Below are 21,060 nucleotides of genomic sequence, written 5' to 3'. Positions count from 1 at the left end.
TGGTACGCAAGTAATTTCATAAAAATTATTAATTTGAGTTTAATGAAATATTACAAAATATTTAGTGAGATTTAGCCATCAAGTATTCATATTTTTATCCATAACAATATGTTTAATATTTTCTTCATAAAATGGTTGTCCTGAAGTGCTATAACCTAACTTTTCATAGAATGGTATAGCATAATATTGTGCGTGCATCGTTAAGAATGTAAGTTGATATGTATGAGCAATTTTTTCCACAAATTGTAATAATTTTAAACCTAAACCTAAGCCTCTATATTCTTTTAGAATTGCAACACGTTCAACTTTACCTATTTCTTCATTTAACATTCGTATGCGTGCCGTAGCAATTGGTAGATTATCTTCGTTGTAACCAATAATATGTATTGCCTCGTTTTCATATTTATCAATTTCATTGTCTTCTGGAACATGTTGTTCTTTAACAAACACCTCTTTTCTAATTTTAAAACAATCTTGTAACATTTGATCATTTGTCACTTCATTAAACATATTTAATCTCCTTTGGATATAAAATAGGGAAGAAGACGAATGGTTTGATGTCTTCTTCCCTATGATAATCTGTTATTTTATAAAGCTTCTTTTCTAATAATTGCGGTATATTGCCAAAATATTCTCATTTGAGCTATATTCCAATTATTCATTCCCATCGTAAACCCTGATGGTTTAAATAGTGTTACATCCGTTACCTCAAGTGCTGCCGCAATTAAATATTGTAAGGGAACACTAATACTTTTCATTTCTTCGGTTATACCATTTTCATCATATACCCAAGAAAATGGTAGTTCTGATTCGAAAATATCAACTTTATTAAAAATTTCTGGAAGCGCTACGATGTAACATGCACCATCTACAACGGGATTATGATTACTTTCTTTATAATAAATAAGTAGTGCTTCATAATTTTCTCTATGTTCATGATTCACATAGAAAAATTCATTTCTAAATAAAGCCATGTCTTTACTATGAATAATTTGTTGTTCTAAAACATTAAACATACCATTGATATTGGCTATCTTTTCATATGTTTTTCGTGACATCTTAGCAACTCCTTTCATATCACTATATAACTGGATTAATAAGCAGTTGTATCAATTTCTTGACCTTGTTGTGTCGATTGTTGATTGTTTTGATTATTAACTGTTTCATTTGGTTGTTGTTCGTTCATATCGTTGCTTTGAGATTGCTCATTGTTATTATCTGATTGTTGATTCGTGTCGTTACTGTTATCTTTTTTATGCTTTTTATCTGTTGTATCATTTTGTGCTTTTCTTAATAACGAGTCATCTAGTTTAGTTAATGGAACTAATGAACCATAATGGTCAATGACTCTTTGATTTAAGAAGTCATCTTTATCTGTAATTTTAGATAACCCTAAATCAGAGCGCAAGATATTTGAATATTTTTGAATGCTCTTAATGCTCGGATTGTAATAATAAATATTATCTAACATATCGTCTTTACCTTCTAGTTGTGATTTTTTCATCTCTACACTATCAGATAAATACATTTTAGCTAATGATTTAATTTCAGATTTAGTTAAGTTATGTTTTGCATTTTTTCCTACAATACTAATGACTTCGTCTAACTTATCAAATGAATCTAGTGTCTGTGCTTTTTGGAATAAGATTTTAATTAAGTCCATTTGACGTTGACCACGTTTTAAATCAGAATCATGGTGGCGTGTTCTAGCAACAGCTAAAGCTTCATCACCATTTAACTTTTGGTAGCCTTTCTTAATTTTAATTCTTCCAGTATCATCACTATTTGGTTCATTTAAATTATAGGGTACGTCATAATATATACCACCGAGTTCATCAACAGCTTGAACGAATGCCTTCATATTAACACGTGCATAATAATCAACGGGTACATTCATTGTTGCTTCTACTGAATCCATAGCAGCAATAGGCCCTCCATATGCGTGAGCGTGAGTTATTTTGTCATAATAGCCTACTTTAGGGATATAACTAATTGTATCACGAGGTATACTTAACATTCTGATTTGATGTTTTTCTTGATTGAAAGTGGACAAAATCATTGCATCTGATCTTGAATGCTCCAAACTCTGACCATTTTTTTCACGGCCTTCATTATCATCGATACCTAAGAATAAGATAGAGATTGGATCTTTTTCAGGGTCGATTTTTGAACTTCTTAAGTTAGATTGCCGATCAGCGTTACTTTTATCTTGAGAAGATTCAAATGCTTTCTCCGATGATTTGAAAAGATTATTAGCAAAAACAACAGGAATTGCAATAAGAGCGAAGGTTAGTAGAATTAAAAAGAATTTAAAAAATTTATTCATATTTGTTGCTCCTAAATAGTATAAACTTATTTTTTTATTTTATTAAAAGTTATGTTGTTTCTTGGTATCGTTGTTATTTATTTTCCACACTATAGCCTTAAATTGTATTACTTTATAGTTAAAATTACAACACATACATATACAAAATTATTACATTCTTAAAATTTAATTTACATCTCATATTATAAATGATTCCAAGTATTAAGTGTGATAAGAGAGTTATATTTATTGTGAATTTATAGAAAAAAACTGAAATTGATTATTATGTAACAAATAATTGAATGAGTATGTGATATAGAGTTAATGGTTTATAGACTTCTTGATTATATCTTTTAGCAATGCATATTATTTTGCATAATTATACCTTATTTATATACTATGATTTTATTTTTCGATGACTAGCTGTTAAGTATTGATAAATGATTAAATTGAAGAACATATTTTTAGTAGACTACGTACACACATTTAGTAATATATCTGCGCACTTTAATAAAATTTTAATACACATTTTAGCTTTATGGTACTAAAGTACAATGGAAATAATTTTTTATAGAGGTATCATTTAATTAAAGTGATTTAAAAAGGGATATACGTTATAATTATGCATAGTGTATAAAATGAATACTATACTAACTAACTATATTTCATTTACTTGATAAGTGTGCATTAATATTATAGTTGATTTTCTGATTAAAAAGGGGATGGTGTAAGTAAGTTTAAAATTGAATAAGATAGTGTTGTGTTACTTCTGTATTTGAGAAAGAAAAAAATAATAGATTAATTTAAATATTTTTCTAGGAGTATTATGGATATAAAAAATGATTGTCATAATATCAAAATTTTATATTGAAGAAAAATATTGATATTAACAGGTGAGGCAAATAATAACATGAAACTGAATAAGACTAAAATTATATTTTTCATAATAGTATTAGTAATACTTATTGTATTAATGATTATATTTGGGAGAAAATGGAGCGAATACTTACAAACAGACAGTCGTATTTTTCAAAAAAACGATAATGAAACTTACATATTGAAAAAAGATAAACATGAGAAGGCACCTAAGAAACTAAAAAATGTGATGGATAAGAAAAATCCTGTATACAAAGATATCAATAATTATTTGAAAGCAACTAACTTTAATGGAACTGCAACTGTATTTGAAAACGGAAAAGTTAAATTAGATAAAGGTTATGGATTTAAAAACTTCGAAAATGGTGAAAAAAATTCAGCTAATACGATGTATTTAATTGGGTCTTCTCAAAAATTCACTACTGGATTAATGTTAAAACAACTTGAAGTTGAAAATAAGGTCAATATCAATGACCCCGTGACAAAATACTTACCTTGGTTTAAAACAAGCAAAGAGATAACGCTAAAAGATTTGATGCTACATGAGAGTGGTCTACATAAATATGAAGCATCTACAAATATTAAAAATCTAGATCAAGCTGTTAAATCAATTCAGCAAAAAGGCATTGATGACAAATTTTATCATAAGCATCAATATAATGATGGCAATTATTTAGTCCTTGCGAAAGTAATTGAAAAAGTAACTCATAAACCTTATGTTGAAAATTATTATAGTAGACTAGCCAATCCTTTTAAATTAAAACATAGTGCTTTCTTTGATGAGAAAGTATATCAAAAGTATATGGCTAGGGGTTATAAAATCAATCATAATAAATTCTCTTTAATGCATCCTAAAATTCTTGATCAATATTATGGTGCAGGTAATTTATATATGGCACCTCATGATATGGGGCAATTAATACTTGCTTTACAACATTATAAAATATTTGATGCGGATGTAACGAATCCATTACTTCATGAATTTGGTACAAAACAATATCCTAAGGAATACCGATACGGTTTTTATGTTACGCCAACCATGAACCGAGTCAATGGTGTATTCTTCGGACAAAAATTCACAGTATATTACAATGATAAATATATCGTGATATTAGCAAGCAACTTAACTGTTGAAGGCGAAACAGCAGATGAAACAAATGAGAATAAAATGAAACATGTATTCTATGATATGCTTCATCAGAAAAAGCAATATAATGTTCCTGGAATTCAAGTGAAGTAATGATAATGATATAAATATAAACGCACATGTTGTTGTCTATGAGACATACGACATGTGCGTTTTTGATTTATTTACAATGAGCAAGCGCTTGTAAAAACGCATGTTGATAATAATTTGAAATAGGGGAATGAACAACCTGACAGTTAGGTTCTATTGAATTAAAGTCTACAACAGTTGCCCCTTTAGTAAGTATACCTTGTAATTCTATTTGAACATTTGCATCAAATACATTAAATAGATCAGCATCTATTAAATATAAAATAGTGAATACATCATATAATTTGAGACCTTCATGAACATTTTCAGTTCGATAATGTTGGAACAATTGAGATAACATATCACCAGTCTGATTCGTTGCTTTTATTTTTTCTATAAATTCATGGGAAAACATGGCTTGACGTGCTAAATCTAATCCAATCATAACCAAAGGAAGTTGAGAGTTAAAAACAATATTAGCTGCTTCAGGGTCGCAATATATATTAAATTCTGCAAGAGGTGTAACGTTACCTCTGCCGCTACTACCACCCATAATTACAATTTGCTTAATCTTTGATTTGATTTCTGGATAGGTAGCAAGTAGAAGCGCAATATTTGTTAATGGTCCAATAGCAACAATAGTAATGGGGGAAGTGCTTTCCTTTAATACATTTTTCATGGCTTCGATAGCGTTCATAGGTGAAATTTTTTCATCTGTAGGAGATTTAAAATCATAGCCATCCATACCAGATTCCCCATGAACTTCAGCTGCATCAACAGGATTTGAAATTAATGGACGTGATGCGCCTTTAAAAACAGGCACATGACTATTGAAAAAATATTTTAATTTTAAAGCGTTAGCAGTTGTTTTATCAATATTCACATTACCATTTACCGTTGTAATCATTTTTACATCTAATTGCGGGTGATTGAGCGCTAAGCTAATAGCTGCCGCATCATCAATACCAGGATCTGTATCTATAATCAATGATATCGTCATGTTCATCTTCTCCTTAAAAATAGTAAGTAATTATATTTTGACGCAAAAAAGACCTGCTAGCAAATGCTAACAGGTCTAAAAGTATGATTTCTATACTTTTTATAAGTGGTGTGAGTGACCACCTTGCATAACCCAATACGTACCGACAACGATAGCAAGAGTTATGATAATTGCAAAGATAACTTTGAATGATTGCACACGACCGTCTTTACCTTCAGTCAAGTGCATGAACATTAATAATTGAACTGCAGCTTGGATAAATGCAAATCCAAAAATAATTGTTACTTTAGCATGGAAAGTCATTGATGTGTATAGAGTTACGAAAACTGCTAAAAGCGTTAATACGATAGAAGCAATAAATCCGACAGTATGTTTTACGATTGTATTCATCCGCTATACACCATCCCTATCATATATACGGCAGTGAAGATGAAGATCCAAACAACATCTAAGAAGTGCCAGTATAAACTTACTATAAATAATTTTGGAGCATTATATGAATCCAAACCACGAGTACCAATTTGAATTAATAAACAAATAATCCAAACAATACCAACTGAAACGTGACAACCATGAGTTCCTAAAAGAATAAAGAAACTAGACCAGAAGGAACCAATAGTAGGGTTAACACCTTCAGTTGCATAATGTGCGAATTCGTAGATTTCGAAACCTACGAATACAAGCCCTAGTAGTACAGTAAGAATCATCCAAAACATCATTAAGTTTTGTTTTTCTTTACGCATGTAGTAAATTGCAATACCACATGTATATGAACTTAATAATAACGCAAATGTCATTATTAAAACTAATGGTAATTCAAATAATTCTGTAGTCATCTTGCCAGCGTAATCGCCACCGTGTTGCAAAGTTAATAACGTTGCGAATAGGGTACCGAATAACGCGAATTCGGCTGTAAGGAAAATCCAAAAGCCAAGTTTATTTAATTCGCCTTCATGCGTACGTGAATCGATTGTATTAGTATCATGACTCATGACTTACAGCCTCCCTTTCTTTAATTCGTGCTTCTCTTAAACGAGCCTCAGTTTCAGCTACTTCAGAAGCAGGGATATGGTAACCGTGGTCGATTTGGAAACTTCTCCAAATCATAGTACCAAAGATACCTGCTAAGCAGATAGCCGCTGGAATGATTGTTTCAAAGATTAAGAAGAAACCACCAATTGTGAAGAAGATACCCATCCAGAAACCAACTGGAGTGTCATTTGGCATATGAATATCTTTGTAATTATGGTTGTCTAAATAATGACGACCATGTTCCTTCATATCTACAAATGTATCATAGTCATTCCAATCTGGAGTGACAGCAAAGTTGTATTTAGGTGGAATTGCTGAAGCAGTAGTCCACTCTAATGTACGACCAAGGCCATCCCAGTTATCGCCTGTAGCTTCACGTGGCGCTTTAATGTGACTGTAAACAATGCTTACCACTAAGAATAAGAAACCAATTGCCATTAATAAAGCACCGATAGTTGAAATGAAGTTCAATAAGAACCAACCATCAGAAGGCATATAAGTGTATAAACGACGTGGCATACCATCTAATCCAAGGATGAATTGTGGTAAGAAACAAACGTTAAATCCGATCATGAAGAACCAGAAGCACCATTTGTTTAACGTTTCGTTTAATTTGTAGCCCATCATTTTTGGATACCAGAAGATTAAACCAGCTAAGCAGGCAAATACTACACCAGTAACCAATGTATAGTGGAAGTGAGCTACTAAGAAATAAGTGTTGTGATATTGATAGTCAGCTGATGCCATCGCTAACATTACACCAGTAACCCCACCTAATAGGAAGTTAGGGATGAATGCTAATGAGAATAACATCGGTGACTCAAAAGTAATTCGACCTTTATACAATGTTAATAGCCAGTTGAATAGCTTAACGCCGGTAGGTACACCGATTAACATTGTTGAAATTGAGAAGAATGAGTTGATTAAAGCACCATTACCCATTGTGAAGAAATGGTGAACCCAAACTAAGAAACTTAAGAACGCGATACCAGCAGTTGCCCAGACCATGCTTTGATGACCGAACAAGCGTTTACGCGCAAATGTTGGAATAATTTCAGAGTAAATACCAAATGCAGGTAAGATAACGATATATACTTCAGGGTGCCCCCATACCCAGAAGAAGTTCGCCCATAACATAGGCATACCGCCATCTGCAACTGTAAAGAATGCTGTTCCAAACACTCTATCTACTGTCATTAAAGCTAAAGCCACTGTTAATACAGGGAAAGCTAAGATAACGATTAAAGTAGTAATGAATGTTGTTACAGTAAACATTGGCATTTGCATAAACTTCATTGTTGGTGTTTTACATCTTAAGATTGTTACAAAGAAGTTGATACCGGTCATTAAAGTACCTAAACCGGAGATTTGAATTGCAACTAGATAGTAGTTAACACCTGGACCAGGACTAAATTCACCAGCAAGTGGTGCATAGTTTGTCCAACCAGCAGCTGGTGATCCACCTATGATAAATGATAGGTTGAATAAAATCATACCAGCAAAGAATAGCCAGAAACTTACGTTGTTCATTACAGGGAAGGCAACATCACGTGCACCAATTTGTAAAGGAACAACAATATTCCATAAACCAAAGATAAATGGCATAGCCATGAATATAATCATGATAACGCCGTGCGTACTGAAAATTTCATTGTAGTGATTTGATTCCAAGAATTTGTTATCTGGAATAGTTAATTGCGTACGAATAAGTAACGCGTCAATACCACCACGGACGAACATTAATACGGCACAGATTAAATACATAACACCGATTTTTTTATGGTCTACGGATGTGAACCATTCTTTATAAAGATATTTCCATAATTTGAAATACGTAATTACCGCTATAAGGCCGATAACTAAGAATGGCGCACCAATTTGTGCCATTGTAATCATCCAGTTACCTTTAACGATTAATTGATCCCATGGAAAATTCATTAATGTCCACCTCCATGATCATCTTTTTTAGACGGACTATCGTCTTTTGCTTCTTTGGAAATTTTTTCCATTTCCTTAGAATTGTGTTTTTCTTTCTTCTTGAATTCATTGTCGTATTTTTCATTGTTGCCAAGAATCATTGGTGTCATACCATGACGTTTGTAGTTAGCGTTTGAAATAGTAACCTTACGTGCTGGTTTCACTGGTTTATCTTTTACATCTTTATAAAGATCTTTTTCGTCAACGAAGTTAGGATCTTTCTGAACGTAGTTATAACGTTTGTATGCGTAGAAGATATACTCAGGATCAGCTGCAGGGTCAACGAACGCCATATGAGTACCATTAAACGTTAATTCTTTGTTAGGTGTGCTTGGTAAGATTTGTTTATCAAATGTATCTTGATCTAACGTTTTCTTACTTTGAGCTTTTTTCACCCATTTGTTGAAATCACTTTGGCTTACAGAGTTAACATCAAATGTTTGACGTGAGAAACCTTCACCGTTGAAGTTTGAGTTTCTACCTCTGAAAGTACCTGTTTGATCTGCTGTTAATGTCCAATTCATAGTCATACCAGTCATGGCATATTTCTGACCACCTAATTGTGGAATCCAGAAACTTGTCATTGTATCCATAGCTTGTAACTTGAATACGACTGGACGATCTTTAGGAATTGTTAATGTATTAACAGTTTCGATGTGTTGATCTGGGTAGGCAAAGAACCATTTGTAACCAGCGCTTACTGCGTAAACCACAAGTGGGTCCTTGTCTTTTTCTGGTGGTTTTTCATAATCGTATAATGTTTTAACAGTTGGAATTGCTAAAGCAATAACGATAATGATAGGTACCACAAACCAAATTGTTTCAATTAAAGAATTGTGGTGCATCTTACCAGATTCATCATTCTTATTGTAACTATACTTGTAAATAAAGAATGCGAACATAGCAAGAACAACGACAACAATAACAAGCATGAAGATAATTGAATAGATGATCAAGAACTTCTGACTACTTGCTACTGGCCCTTTTGCATTGAAAACTTCAATGTTCGAACAACCACTAAGTAAAATTAGTGTTCCGACCATTAGAAGCAAAGACTTAAATTTTGACACTTTTTTGACCTCCTAATACTACAAATGTAGGGCTTACCACTAATTTTAGTTTATTACACAATATTTACAAGTACCTAAAAGAAAAAAATTATTGATATAAGCAAAAAATTTAAAAAAATTTGAGATATGACGGGGATTGTAAGATTTGTTAAAATTGTGTGTACATTTTGTGAAAAAGGACAAATTTGTGAAATTGCAATAAATAATGCATTTTTAGATAGATAATTTGAAGATATTCAGAAAATAAAAAAAGTTGAGAATTTAATCTCAACTAAATATAAAATATTATTTGACTTTAATATTTCTAATTGAAGTTTTTTGAGCACCGTCTGAATCTGTGACTTTGTATTTAACCTCATATGTACCTGATTTAGTAGTATCAACATCGCCATCTATTTTGATTTTATGTGTTAAATCACCATCTTCTTTATCATAAGCACTTATGCCTTGAAGTAGGTTATAATCTTCACCTTTTTCGATGATGATGTCATTCACGCCTCTTAATTGAGGTTCCGAATTAGTTGTCGCTTCGGCATTTAGATTAGGTGTGACTAAAGTAGCAGATACTCCGATTGCTGATAGTGACTGAATTAGTTTGTTCATAAAATAACCTCCGAATGTTAGTCAACTACGATTTATGTATATCATACGTTAATTTTCAGAATAATACATCATACTATAGTCTTAATATACCTGATTAATTAGATATTTAATACATATAATAAGAAATAAATAATTAAAATTATGTAAATTGAACGTTATGTGAACAATTTAACATTTCTTTGATTAACTACATAGTTAAGGTTTAGAATGACAGTGTAAAAAGTTTTGGTTTTAAATACGAGTTATCCGGGAGTGGAAATAATGTTAAGTGAAAGAGAAAAAGACGTAGTAAAAGAAACAGTACCAGTATTACAAGATAAAGGAGTAGAAATTACTTCGAATTTTTATGCACGCATGTTTAAACAACATCCTGAACTAAAAAACATGTTTAATCAAACAAATCAACAGCGTGGATTACAATCTACTGCATTAGCTCAATCTGTGTTAGCCGCAGCGGTTAATATTGATCATCTTGAAGCTATCCTACCTGTAGTAAAAGAAATCGCTTATAAACATTGCGCTTTACAAGTACCACCAGCAGGATACGATATCGTTGGTGAAAACTTAATTGCAGCAATAAAAGAAGTTGTTGGATTAGATGACGACCATGAAATTATTAAAACATGGAAAAAAGCTTATCAAGAAATTGCAGACATATTCATTTCTGTTGAAAAAGATATCTATAAAGACATGCTATGGGACGGCTTCCAGCCATTTAAAGTTGAAACCATAGAACAAGTCTCTTCTGATATTAAAGCTTTCACAGTCTCTTCGGGTGAATATGATTTAAGTCAGTTTGTACCTGGTCAATATATTACCGTCGATGTAGGTAGTGAAAAAATGCCTTATAGAGCTAAAAGACATTATTCAATTGTAAAAGGCGATAAAAATCATCTTACTTTTGCGGTGAAAAGAGATGTAACTACAGAACATGAAGGTGAAGTATCTACAATTTTACATGATGAATTTCAAGAAGGGGACAATATTAATTTGACAGCTCCTGTAGGGCCATTTCATGTTGTTGAAAAGGGTAACAGACAGTTGTTCCTAGGATCTGGTATAGGCGTAACGCCACTCGTATCTATGTTTAATGAAGTAGTAAATGACAATGGAGAAGCTCGATTTATACAAGTAACAAATGACATGGACGATGCACCGTTCTCATCATTATTAACTGCTATTGCTAATGAGAACACGCAAGCAACGTATGACTTATACGATAAAAATAAAAACGGCTATATTGGTAGTGAACAATTAAAACAATGGATCGACAATGATACGGAAATTTATGTATGCGGTGGGAAATCATTCATTCAATCAATGATTAAAGCTTTAAAAGAATTAAATATAGATGAATCTAAAATTCATTACGAAACATTTATTCCAAAATTGAGTGTAGCAGTATAAATAGAATAAAAAAGCAGAAGGCCAACGCCTTCTGCTTTTTTATAATTATTCAATACCACGACGCATTTTCTCTGCAAGTAAAGTATTATTCAGTACCATTGTAATTGTTAATGGACCAACACCACCTGGTACAGGTGTAATAGCACTTGCGACTTCTTTTACTTCGTCAAATGCGACGTCACCTTTTAGTTTGCCATTTTCATCTGGAGTATTACCTACATCAATGATAACCGCGCCTTCTTTAACCATATCTTTAGTAACTAATTCAGGTTTTCCAACTGCACTGACAACGATATCAGCTTCTTTAATGAAACTAGCCATGTCTTTAGATCTTGAATGTAGGATTGTCACAGTTGCATTTTGTTGTAGTAATAGTTTAGATACAGGTTGACCTACGATATGACTTCTACCAATTACCACAGCATTTTTTCCTTCAATATCAATGTCAGCATGCTTCAATATTTCCATAATTCCTAATGGTGTACAAGGTACAAAAGTTTGTTCATCAATATATAATTTACCAATATTACTTGGATGGAAGCCATCCACATCTTTTTCTGGATTAATTGCTTCTAATACTTTTTGTTCACTAACTTGCTTTGGAAGAGGTACTTGAACTAGGATGCCACTGACAGAATCATCATTATTTAAGCGTTCTAATTCTGATAATACATCTTCTTCAGAAGTATCTTCGCTTAAATGAACGATTTCGGAAATCATTCCAATTTTTTCTGCTGCTTTCTTTTTAGACCTAACATAACTTTGGCTTGCACCATCGTTACCGACCAATATTACGGATAATTTAGGTGTGTATCCTTTAGATTTAAGTACTTCCACTTGATCTTTTAAACCTTGACGATAATCTTTAGCGATTTGTTTACCATCTAATAATTTTGCTACCACAATATCTCCTCCTATTTTTCCAATAACTTAACTTTAACATTAAATTTACATAACTTAATAGCTAAAAGACGTAAATTTAATTAAAATTTCTTATTAAAGTTCGATTTTTGATTGAAAAAGCATTTGATGATTGTTATGCTATATCTGTAATATACAACTTAACGACAAATAAATCCAAAGTTTTGAAAGGGTGTACATCTTGAAAGTAGCAGTCATTATGGGTAGTTCTTCCGATTGGGAAATTATGAGCGAAAGTTGCACAATGCTTGAACAATTTGAAATTCCGTATGAAAAGAAAGTCGTTTCAGCGCATCGTACGCCTCATTTAATGGTAGATTTTGCGAGTCATGCAAGTAACAACGGTTATGATTTAATCATTGCAGGAGCTGGTGGTGCAGCGCATTTACCAGGTATGGTTGCATCGATGACCACATTACCTGTTATTGGTGTTCCTATTGAATCTAAAAGTTTAAAAGGATTGGATTCTCTATTGTCGATTGTACAGATGCCGGGTGGAATTCCAGTAGCGACGACAGCAATCGGTAAAGCAGGGGCTAAAAATGCTGGGATACTAGCTGCAAGAATATTAGGTATAAGTAATTCGTCAGTTCGTGAAAATTTGGAAAATTATGAAAAAACATTGGTACAAAAAGTGGAGGAAATGCAAAATGAACTTCAATAAACTATCATTTGGCTCAACCATAGGCATTATTGGTGGTGGTCAATTAGGTAAGATGATGGCACAATCAGCTCAAAAAATGGGATATAAGGTGATTGTTTTAGATCCAAGTTCTGATTGTCCATGTAGATATGTGGCACATGAATTTATAGAAGCGAATTATGATGACGAACGTGCACTGCATCTTCTAGGTGAAAGTTCGGATGTCATTACTTATGAATTTGAAAATATATCAGCTGAACAACTTAAGACGCTTACTGAAAAATATAATATTCCTCAAGGCTATCAAGCCATACAATTACTTCAAGATCGTTTAACTGAAAAACAAACTTTAGAACAAGCAGGAACACAGATTGTTCCATATACCTCAATTAAACATAAAGATGATTTATCAAAGGCTACTAATACACTTGGCTATCCATTTATTGTTAAAACACGTTTCGGTGGTTATGACGGCAAAGGTCAAATATTAGTTAAATCTGAAGAAGATATTAAAGAAGCTGAAAAATTAGTATCAAATCAGGAATGTGTCGCAGAACAATTTTTAAATATTAAAAAAGAAGTGTCACTTACTGTGACTATCGGTAATCATCAACAAATCACATACTTCCCACTACAAGAAAATGAACATAGAAATCAAATTTTATTCAAAACCATAGTCCCTGCGAGATGTAATCAAATCGAGAATGCTAAACGAGAAGTTGAAAAAATAATAAAAACTGTCCACTTTATAGGAACATTTACAGTTGAGTTTTTCATTGATTGCAATGATCAATTGTATGTTAACGAAATCGCACCTCGACCTCATAATTCTGGACATTATTCAATTGAAGCATGTGATTATTCACAATTTGACACTCATATTTTAGCAGTCACTGGTCAAACCTTGCCTGACAAAATAGAAACACTAAAGCCTGCTGTCATGATGAATTTATTAGGTAAAGATTTAGATTTATTGGAAGATGAATTTGCAGCGCATCCTGAATGGCACGTTCATATTTATGGTAAATCTGAGCGTAAACCAAATAGAAAAATGGGACATATGACTATATTAACGAACCGAATCGATGACACTGAAAAGGACATGTTGAAGCGTTTTGAAGGGAGAGACCAATAAATGACATTACTTTATGAAGGTAAAGCTAAAAAAATATATTCCACGGATAAACCCAATGAGTTACGTGTTGAATACAAAGATGAAGTCACTGCAGGCAATGGTGCTAAAAAAGATGCCATGTCTGGAAAAGGAAAACTTAATAATCGTATTACTTCAATTATCTTTGAATACTTAGAAAAAAATGGTTTAAAAAGTCATTTTATCAAGCAATTATCCGATACAGAACAGTTAGTAGAATCAGTGAAAATTATTCCATTAGAAGTGGTAGTTAGAAATATTGCAGCAGGTTCTATTACACAAAGACTTGGATTTGAAAAAGGGTATCTCTTTGATGTGCCTTTGGTTGAATTTTTCTATAAAAATGATGAATTAAATGATCCATTGATTACAGAAGACCATATTAAGTTGTTACACATTGCTTATGATGATCAAATTTCAACGTTAAAATCAATGGCACTCGATATTAATAAAGTACTTGTTCAACTAATGGATGAAATGGAATTAAGACTTGTAGATTTTAAAATTGAATTTGGAATTACAAATGAAGGAAAAATTTTACTAGCTGATGAAATTTCACCAGATACATGCAGAATATGGGATAAATATTCAGATACAAATTTTGATAAAGATGTCTACCGAAATGATACGGGCTCATTAATTGAAACATATCAATCATTTTTAAATAAATTGGAGGATTTAAAATAATGAAAACAATTGAATTACATGTCACTTTACAACCTCAAGTTTTAGATACACAAGGTCAAGCATTAAATCGAGCAGTTCATGATTTAGGATATAAACAAGTTAATGATATTCGAGTAGGAAAAGTATTATACATGACAGTTGATGAAGCAACTGATGAAGCGGTTGATAATATTATTACAACATTAAGTGAAAAGCTATTTGCCAACACTGTTATTGAAGAATATAGCTATAAAGTGATTGATGAAAAGGAGAATGCATAACATGAAATTTGCTGTTCTTGTATTTCCAGGTTCAAATTGTGATAGAGATATGTATAATGCAGCGATTAAATCAGGTGTTGAAGCGGAATATGTTGATTATAGAACGACAACATTAGAAGGATTTGATGGTGTACTTATTCCTGGTGGATTCTCTTTTGGAGATTATTTAAGATCAGGTGCTATGGCAAGCGTAGCGCCGGTTATCAATGAAGTTAAAAGATTGGCTAAAGAAGGCAAACCAGTACTAGGTGTATGTAATGGATTCCAAATTTTAACTGAAATCGGTTTACTACCTGGTGCGTTACTTCATAATGATTCACATTTATTTGTCAGCCGTAATGAATCTTTACGTATTGTAAATAATCAGACGCCATTCACAGATTTATATGAAGAAAATGAAGTGGTTGTTTATCCGGTAGCACACGGTGAAGGTCATTACTACTGTAATGAAGACATTTATAACGAATTGATTACTAACAATCAAATTATTTTGAAATACACTGATAATCCTAATGGGTCATATGCTGATATTGCAGGCATTGTTAATAAAGAAGGTAATGTTTGCGGTATGATGCCACATCCGGAAAGAGCAATGGAGTCATTATTAGGTACTGATAGCGGCGTTAAATTATTTGAGGCTATGGTAAATAGTTGGAGGGAACAAAATGTCTAAATTTATCGAACCAAGTGTTGAAGAAATTAAGTTGGAAAAGCTATATCAAGATATGGGATTAAGTGATAAAGAATACGATAAAGTATGTGAAATCTTAGGCAGAGAACCCAATTTTACTGAAACGGGTATTTTTTCAGTTATGTGGAGTGAGCACTGTTCTTACAAACATTCAAAACCATTTTTAAAACAGTTTCCTACTACTGGCGAACATGTATTAATGGGACCAGGAGAAGGCGCTGGAGTTGTAGATATTGGTGACAACCAAGCAGTCGTTTTTAAAGTGGAATCACATAATCACCCTTCAGCTATTGAACCGTATCAAGGTGCTGCTACAGGTGTGGGAGGAATCATCAGAGATATTGTTTCTATTGGAGCACGTCCTATAAATTTATTAAATAGCTTACGCTTTGGTGAGTTATCAAACAAGCAAAATCAGAGACTGCTTAAAGGCGTAGTTAGTGGTATCGGTGGCTATGGTAACTGTATTGGTATTCCAACAACTGCTGGTGAAATCGAGTTTGATGACCGCTATGATGGTAATCCTCTTGTCAATGCTATGTGTGTCGGCATTATTGATCATGACATGGTACAAAAAGGGACAGCTAAAGGTGTAGGTAATTCTGTTATTTATGTAGGGTTAAAAACAGGTAGAGATGGTATTCACGGAGCAACGTTTGCATCTGAAGAATTAACTGAAGAAAGTGAAAGCAAACGACCATCTGTACAAATTGGTGACCCATTTGTTGGTAAGAAATTAATGGAAGCAACATTAGAAGCTATCACATTCGATGAATTAGTTGGTATCCAAGATATGGGAGCGGCAGGATTAACTTCATCTTCTTCGGAAATGGCGGCTAAAGGTGGAAGTGGCCTCCACTTAAGATTGGACCAAGTACCAACTAGAGAACCAGGTATTTCACCATATGAAATGATGCTCTCTGAAACTCAAGAAAGAATGTTACTTGTTGTAGAAAAAGGAACAGAACAAAAATTCTTAGACTTATTTGAAAAGCATGAATTAGATAGTGCAGTCATTGGAGAAGTAACTGATACAAATCGCTTTGTTTTAACATATGAAGATGAAGTGTTTGCAGATATTCCGGTACAACCTTTATCGGATGAAGCACCAGTTTATATTCTTGAAGGTGAAGAGAAAGCATACAATACATCTAAAAATGACTATAGTCATATCGATATTGAGAATGTATTTGACCAGTTATTAAAACATCCAACGATTGCTTCAAAACATTATTTATATGAGCAATATGATCAACAAGTGGGTGCTAATACGATTATTAAACCAGGACTACAGTCATCAGTGGTAAGAGTAGAAGGTACGAATAAAGCAATTGCTTCAACGATTCATGGTGAAGCACGTTATGTATTTAATCAACCTTATGAAGGCGGGAAAATGGTTGTAGCAGAAGCATATCGTAATTTGATTGCTGTAGGTGCTACACCGCTAGCCATGACAGATTGCTTGAATTATGGATCTCCAGAGAAAAAAGAAATTTATCAACAATTAATTGATTCTACTAAAGGAATGGCAGAAGCATGTGATGTATTAAAAACGCCTGTTGTATCAGGAAATGTATCGTTATACAACGAAACACGAGGTACATCCATCTTCCCAACACCAGTAGTTGGTATGGTTGGCTTAATTGATGATGTTAACTATTTAGCTGATTTTAAACCACAAGCTGGAGAAAAATTATATATTGTTGGAGATACACGTGATGACTTCGGCGGTAGCCAATTAGAAAAATTAATATATGGCACAGTAAATCATGAATTTGAATCAATTGATCTAAGTGATGAGGTTGCAAAAGGTGAAGCGGTTAAATCAGCTATTAGAAACGGTGCTGCATCACATGTTCAAACAGTTGGAAAAGGTGGTTTATTAATTACACTAGCAAAAATAAGTGCACATTATGATTTAGGGTTAGAGGCAAAAATAGATGTATCTAATGCACAGTTATTTAGTGAATCTCAAGGTAGATATATTATTTCTGTAAAAGAAAATGAATCACTAAACATTGAAAATGCAATTGAAATTGGTCAATTTAATGATGGTAATCAGTTCGTAGTATCAAATAACCAAACAACAATTATCAAAAACGTAGCAGATATCAAAGATGTTTGGGAAGGAGCTATTAGCCAATGTTTAACTACTCAGGACTAAATGAGGAATGTGGTGTTTTTGGCATTTGGAATCATCCAGATGCTGCTCAATTAACTTATATGGGGTTGCATAGTTTACAACATAGAGGTCAAGAAGGTGCAGGAATAGTAGCTGCCAATCATGAAGAATTAGTAGGTGAAAGAGGTCTTGGATTACTAACAGAAGCCATTAAAGATGATCAATTATCAAGATTAAAAGATTATCATAATGCAATTGGTCATGTGAGATATGCTACTTCTGGTAATAAAGGTATAGAAAATATTCAACCTTTTTTATATCACTTTTATGATATGAGTGTTGCGATTTGTCATAATGGCAACCTTATTAATGCCCAATCTTTAAGACAAAACCTTGAAAAACATGGTGCCATTTTCCATTCGTCATCTGATACTGAAGTGATTATGCATTTAATCCGAAGAAGTAAAGCACCTACATTTGAAGAAGCTTTAAAAGAAAGTTTACGTCAAATTAAAGGTGGATTTACATTCGCAGTGTTAACTAAAGATGCATTATATGGTGCAGTTGACCCTAATGCTATTAGACCTTTAGTCGTCGGGAAAATGCAAGATAACACCTATATTCTAGCTAGTGAAACATGTGCTATTGACGTCTTAGGAGCAGAATTTGTGCAAGATATTCATGCCGGTGAATATGTCATTATTAACGATGATGGCATCCTAGTTAAATCGTATACAAGACATACAAATACCGCAATTTCAGCCATGGAATATATCTATTTTGCTAGACCAGATTCTACGATTGCTGGGAAAAATGTTCATGCTGTTCGTAAAGCCTCTGGTAAACGTTTAGCACAAGAAAGTCCAGTAGAAGCAGATATGGTAATCGGTGTGCCTAATTCATCTTTATCAGCTGCTAGCGGTTATGCCGAAGAGATAGGGCTTCCATATGAAATGGGTCTTGTAAAAAATCAATATGTAGCGAGAACATTTATTCAACCGACACAACAACTTCGTGAGCAAGGTGTTCGTGTTAAATTGTCAGCAGTTAAAGATATTGTAGAAGGAAAGAATATCATCTTAGTGGATGACTCTATTGTCAGAGGTACTACCTCTAAACGTATTGTAAAGATGTTAAAGGATTCAGGAGCTAATGAAGTACATGTCAGAATTGCGTCTCCAGAATTTATGTTCCCAAGCTTCTATGGTATTGATGTATCAACAACTGCTGAATTAATATCAGCGAGTAAATCACCAGAAGAAATTTGTGAATATATAGACGCTGATTCGCTTGCATATCTTAGTGTGAATGGATTAATTGAATCTATAGGTTTAGATTATGACGCGCCATATAGTGGTTTGTGTGTTGAAAGCTTCACAGGAGACTATCCGGCTGGATTGTTTGATTACGAAGAGAATTATAAAAAGCATTTAAGTGATCGTCAAAAAGCATATATTAATGAAAATAAACATTACTTTGATAGTGAGGGAAATATAAATGTCTAAAGCATACGAACAATCAGGTGTAGATATCCATGCAGGTTATGAAGCGGTAGAAAGAATGTCTAGTCATGTTAAACGTACGATACGTAAGGAAGTTATCGGTGGATTAGGCGGTTTTGGTGCAACATTTGATTTATCTCAACTCAATATGAAAGCACCAGTATTAGTTTCAGGAACAGACGGTGTAGGTACCAAATTGAAATTAGCAATTGATCATAATAAGCATGATTCTATAGGTATAGATGCGGTGGCAATGTGTGTGAATGATATTTTAACTACAGGTGCAGAGCCGCTTTACTTCTTAGATTATATTGCAACGCATAAAGTAGTTCCTGAAATCATTGAACAAATTGTTAAAGGTATCAGTGATGCTTGTGAAGAAACTAATACGGCTTTAATCGGTGGCGAAACTGCCGAAATGGGTGAAATGTATCATGAAGGTGAATATGATTTGGCAGGCTTTGCAGTTGGTGCAGTTGAGAAAGATGAATATATTGATGGTTCAGACGTGAAATCTGGTCAAGTAATTATAGGATTGCCATCCAATGGTATTCATTCAAATGGATATAGTCTAGTGAGACAACTCATTAAAAAGTCAGGTATAAACCTTAACGATAAATTTGGTCAGCATACGTATTTAGAAACATTTTTAGCACCAACCCAATTATATGTAAAACCAATATTAGAATTAAAAAAACATGTAACAATAAAAGCGATGAATCACATTACTGGTGGTGGTTTTTATGAAAATATTCCTCGTTCATTGCCAGATGGATTATCTGCAGAAATAAATGCAAATGCATTTCCTACACCTGCAATATTCGATTGGTTACAAGAACAAGGCAATATTAGTACTGATGAGATGTATAACATATTTAATATGGGCATTGGTTTTACTGTTATCGTCGATGAAATAGAGAAAGATAAGACGATGGATATTTTAAAACAGCTTAATGTGAATGCCTATGAAATCGGACGCATTGTAGAAGATAGTCATAACCCGATTCATATTCAGGGGGTATAAACGTGACCAAAGTAGCAATCTTTGCATCAGGTTCTGGAAGTAACTTTGAAAATATTGTACGACATGTTCAACAAGGACATATAGAGGATATTGAAATTACTGCACTTTATACAGATCACCATGATGCATATTGTATTAAACGTGCAGAACAACTAGGCGTATCAGTGCATATTAATGAGCCAAAGCGCTTTGAGTCAAAATCTCATTATGAACAACATTTGTTATCATTACTTTCTGCAGAAGGGGTTCAGTGGATTGTTTTAGCAGGTTATATGAGGTTGATAGGGGAGGATATTCTAAAAGCTTATCCTCATAAAATATTAAATATCCATCCATCATTATTGCCGAAATTTAAGGGGATAGACGCAATAGGTCAAGCATTTCGAAGCGGGGATTCAATAACTGGATCAACGGTACATTATGTTGACAATGGTATGGATACGGGAGAAATTATCGAACAAAGACAATGTGATATAAGAACGGACGACACAATTGAAACATTAGAAGAGAGAGTCAAACAATTAGAGTACGAGTTATATCCAAGCGTTATTGCGAAAATCATTCGATAGAG

Annotated in this window: 21 protein-coding genes; 11 read left to right on the top strand and 10 right to left on the bottom strand. The window is 33.2% G+C overall.

Going from position 1 to position 21,060, the window contains the following annotated elements; translation table 11 throughout:
* Positions 1 to 78: 78 nt before the first annotated feature.
* The 3 genes from P7F85_RS08895 to P7F85_RS08885 form a co-directional block, all read right to left on the bottom strand.
* Positions 79 to 510 (bottom strand): GNAT family N-acetyltransferase, encoded by a 432-nt coding sequence (locus tag P7F85_RS08895; RefSeq protein ID WP_002465626.1) that lies wholly within the window; start codon positions 508 to 510, stop codon positions 79 to 81.
* 77 nt (positions 511 to 587) lie between these two features.
* Positions 588 to 1,058: a DUF2538 family protein gene (locus P7F85_RS08890; RefSeq protein WP_002450730.1), complete on the bottom strand. Its 471-nt coding sequence runs from the start codon at positions 1,056 to 1,058 to the stop codon at positions 588 to 590.
* Between the two features lie 35 nt (positions 1,059 to 1,093).
* Entirely contained in the window at positions 1,094 to 2,326 is a 1,233-nt protein-coding gene (locus tag P7F85_RS08885) for an LCP family protein (RefSeq protein ID WP_015365204.1), read from the bottom strand.
* Positions 2,327 to 3,215: 889 nt separating this feature from the next.
* Here P7F85_RS08885 and P7F85_RS08880 point away from each other — a divergent pair.
* Positions 3,216 to 4,421 (top strand): serine hydrolase domain-containing protein, encoded by a 1,206-nt coding sequence (locus P7F85_RS08880; RefSeq protein WP_002467283.1) that lies wholly within the window; start codon positions 3,216 to 3,218, stop codon positions 4,419 to 4,421.
* 67 nt (positions 4,422 to 4,488) lie between these two features.
* Here P7F85_RS08880 and rihC read toward each other — a convergent pair whose 3' ends face one another.
* From rihC to P7F85_RS08850, 6 genes are all read right to left on the bottom strand, one after another.
* A complete protein-coding gene (gene rihC / locus P7F85_RS08875) occupies positions 4,489 to 5,397 on the bottom strand; it encodes a ribonucleoside hydrolase RihC (protein ID WP_002467284.1) in 909 nt (302 codons plus the stop codon).
* Between the two features lie 99 nt (positions 5,398 to 5,496).
* On the bottom strand, positions 5,497 to 5,787 hold the full coding sequence (gene qoxD / locus P7F85_RS08870; protein ID WP_002467282.1) for a cytochrome aa3 quinol oxidase subunit IV: 291 nt from the start codon (positions 5,785 to 5,787) through the stop codon (positions 5,497 to 5,499).
* Positions 5,784 to 6,389, bottom strand: a complete 606-nt coding sequence (gene qoxC, locus P7F85_RS08865) for a cytochrome aa3 quinol oxidase subunit III (RefSeq protein ID WP_002467280.1) — start codon at positions 6,387 to 6,389, stop codon at positions 5,784 to 5,786. Before qoxC ends, qoxD begins: the two co-directional genes overlap by 4 nt.
* A complete protein-coding gene (gene qoxB / locus P7F85_RS08860) occupies positions 6,379 to 8,367 on the bottom strand; it encodes a cytochrome aa3 quinol oxidase subunit I (protein ID WP_002467278.1) in 1,989 nt (662 codons plus the stop codon). The genes qoxC and qoxB overlap by 11 nt, the downstream gene beginning before the upstream one ends.
* Entirely contained in the window at positions 8,367 to 9,476 is a 1,110-nt protein-coding gene (gene qoxA / locus P7F85_RS08855) for a cytochrome aa3 quinol oxidase subunit II (protein WP_002467281.1), read from the bottom strand. Before qoxA ends, qoxB begins: the two co-directional genes overlap by 1 nt.
* A gap of 285 nt (positions 9,477 to 9,761) precedes the next feature.
* The gene (locus P7F85_RS08850) at positions 9,762 to 10,079 is read right to left on the bottom strand and encodes a DUF5011 domain-containing protein (protein WP_002450722.1); all 318 of its coding nucleotides are present in this window, start codon (positions 10,077 to 10,079) and stop codon (positions 9,762 to 9,764) included.
* Between the two features lie 261 nt (positions 10,080 to 10,340).
* On the opposite strand from P7F85_RS08850, the gene P7F85_RS08845 reads away from it, so the two are divergent.
* Entirely contained in the window at positions 10,341 to 11,486 is a 1,146-nt protein-coding gene (locus P7F85_RS08845; RefSeq protein WP_002467279.1) for a globin domain-containing protein, read from the top strand.
* A 45-nt stretch (positions 11,487 to 11,531) separates the two neighbouring features.
* Here P7F85_RS08845 and folD read toward each other — a convergent pair whose 3' ends face one another.
* On the bottom strand, positions 11,532 to 12,389 hold the full coding sequence (folD, locus tag P7F85_RS08840) for a bifunctional methylenetetrahydrofolate dehydrogenase/methenyltetrahydrofolate cyclohydrolase FolD (RefSeq protein ID WP_002465409.1): 858 nt from the start codon (positions 12,387 to 12,389) through the stop codon (positions 11,532 to 11,534).
* Between the two features lie 199 nt (positions 12,390 to 12,588).
* On the opposite strand from folD, the gene purE reads away from it, so the two are divergent.
* The 9 genes from purE to purN are packed head-to-tail and all read left to right on the top strand — an operon-like array spanning position 12,589 to position 21,058.
* Positions 12,589 to 13,071, top strand: a complete 483-nt coding sequence (purE, locus tag P7F85_RS08835) for a 5-(carboxyamino)imidazole ribonucleotide mutase (RefSeq protein ID WP_002465404.1) — start codon at positions 12,589 to 12,591, stop codon at positions 13,069 to 13,071.
* Positions 13,019 to 14,185: a 5-(carboxyamino)imidazole ribonucleotide synthase gene (gene purK / locus P7F85_RS08830; protein ID WP_078103911.1), complete on the top strand. Its 1,167-nt coding sequence runs from the start codon at positions 13,019 to 13,021 to the stop codon at positions 14,183 to 14,185. The genes purE and purK overlap by 53 nt, the downstream gene beginning before the upstream one ends.
* Positions 14,186 to 14,890: a phosphoribosylaminoimidazolesuccinocarboxamide synthase gene (gene purC / locus P7F85_RS08825; protein ID WP_002465403.1), complete on the top strand. Its 705-nt coding sequence runs from the start codon at positions 14,186 to 14,188 to the stop codon at positions 14,888 to 14,890. It abuts the gene before it with no gap.
* Positions 14,890 to 15,150 (top strand): phosphoribosylformylglycinamidine synthase subunit PurS, encoded by a 261-nt coding sequence (gene purS, locus P7F85_RS08820; protein ID WP_002450716.1) that lies wholly within the window; start codon positions 14,890 to 14,892, stop codon positions 15,148 to 15,150. Before purC ends, purS begins: the two co-directional genes overlap by 1 nt.
* Before the next feature lies 1 nt (position 15,151).
* Positions 15,152 to 15,823, top strand: a complete 672-nt coding sequence (gene purQ / locus P7F85_RS08815) for a phosphoribosylformylglycinamidine synthase I (protein ID WP_002465411.1) — start codon at positions 15,152 to 15,154, stop codon at positions 15,821 to 15,823.
* Positions 15,816 to 18,005: a phosphoribosylformylglycinamidine synthase subunit PurL gene (gene purL, locus P7F85_RS08810; RefSeq protein ID WP_270251377.1), complete on the top strand. Its 2,190-nt coding sequence runs from the start codon at positions 15,816 to 15,818 to the stop codon at positions 18,003 to 18,005. The genes purQ and purL overlap by 8 nt, the downstream gene beginning before the upstream one ends.
* The gene (gene purF, locus P7F85_RS08805) at positions 17,984 to 19,468 is read left to right on the top strand and encodes an amidophosphoribosyltransferase (RefSeq protein WP_046464312.1); all 1,485 of its coding nucleotides are present in this window, start codon (positions 17,984 to 17,986) and stop codon (positions 19,466 to 19,468) included. The genes purL and purF overlap by 22 nt, the downstream gene beginning before the upstream one ends.
* The gene (gene purM / locus P7F85_RS08800) at positions 19,461 to 20,489 is read left to right on the top strand and encodes a phosphoribosylformylglycinamidine cyclo-ligase (RefSeq protein ID WP_031463941.1); all 1,029 of its coding nucleotides are present in this window, start codon (positions 19,461 to 19,463) and stop codon (positions 20,487 to 20,489) included. The genes purF and purM overlap by 8 nt, the downstream gene beginning before the upstream one ends.
* A gap of 2 nt (positions 20,490 to 20,491) precedes the next feature.
* Entirely contained in the window at positions 20,492 to 21,058 is a 567-nt protein-coding gene (purN, locus tag P7F85_RS08795; RefSeq protein ID WP_002465399.1) for a phosphoribosylglycinamide formyltransferase, read from the top strand.
* The last annotated feature ends 2 nt before the right edge of the window (positions 21,059 to 21,060 follow it).

The organism is Staphylococcus sp. aM (assembly GCF_052975125.1).
Note: the sequence above shows the minus strand (reverse complement) of the source record. Positions and strands in the feature narration are given on the sequence as shown.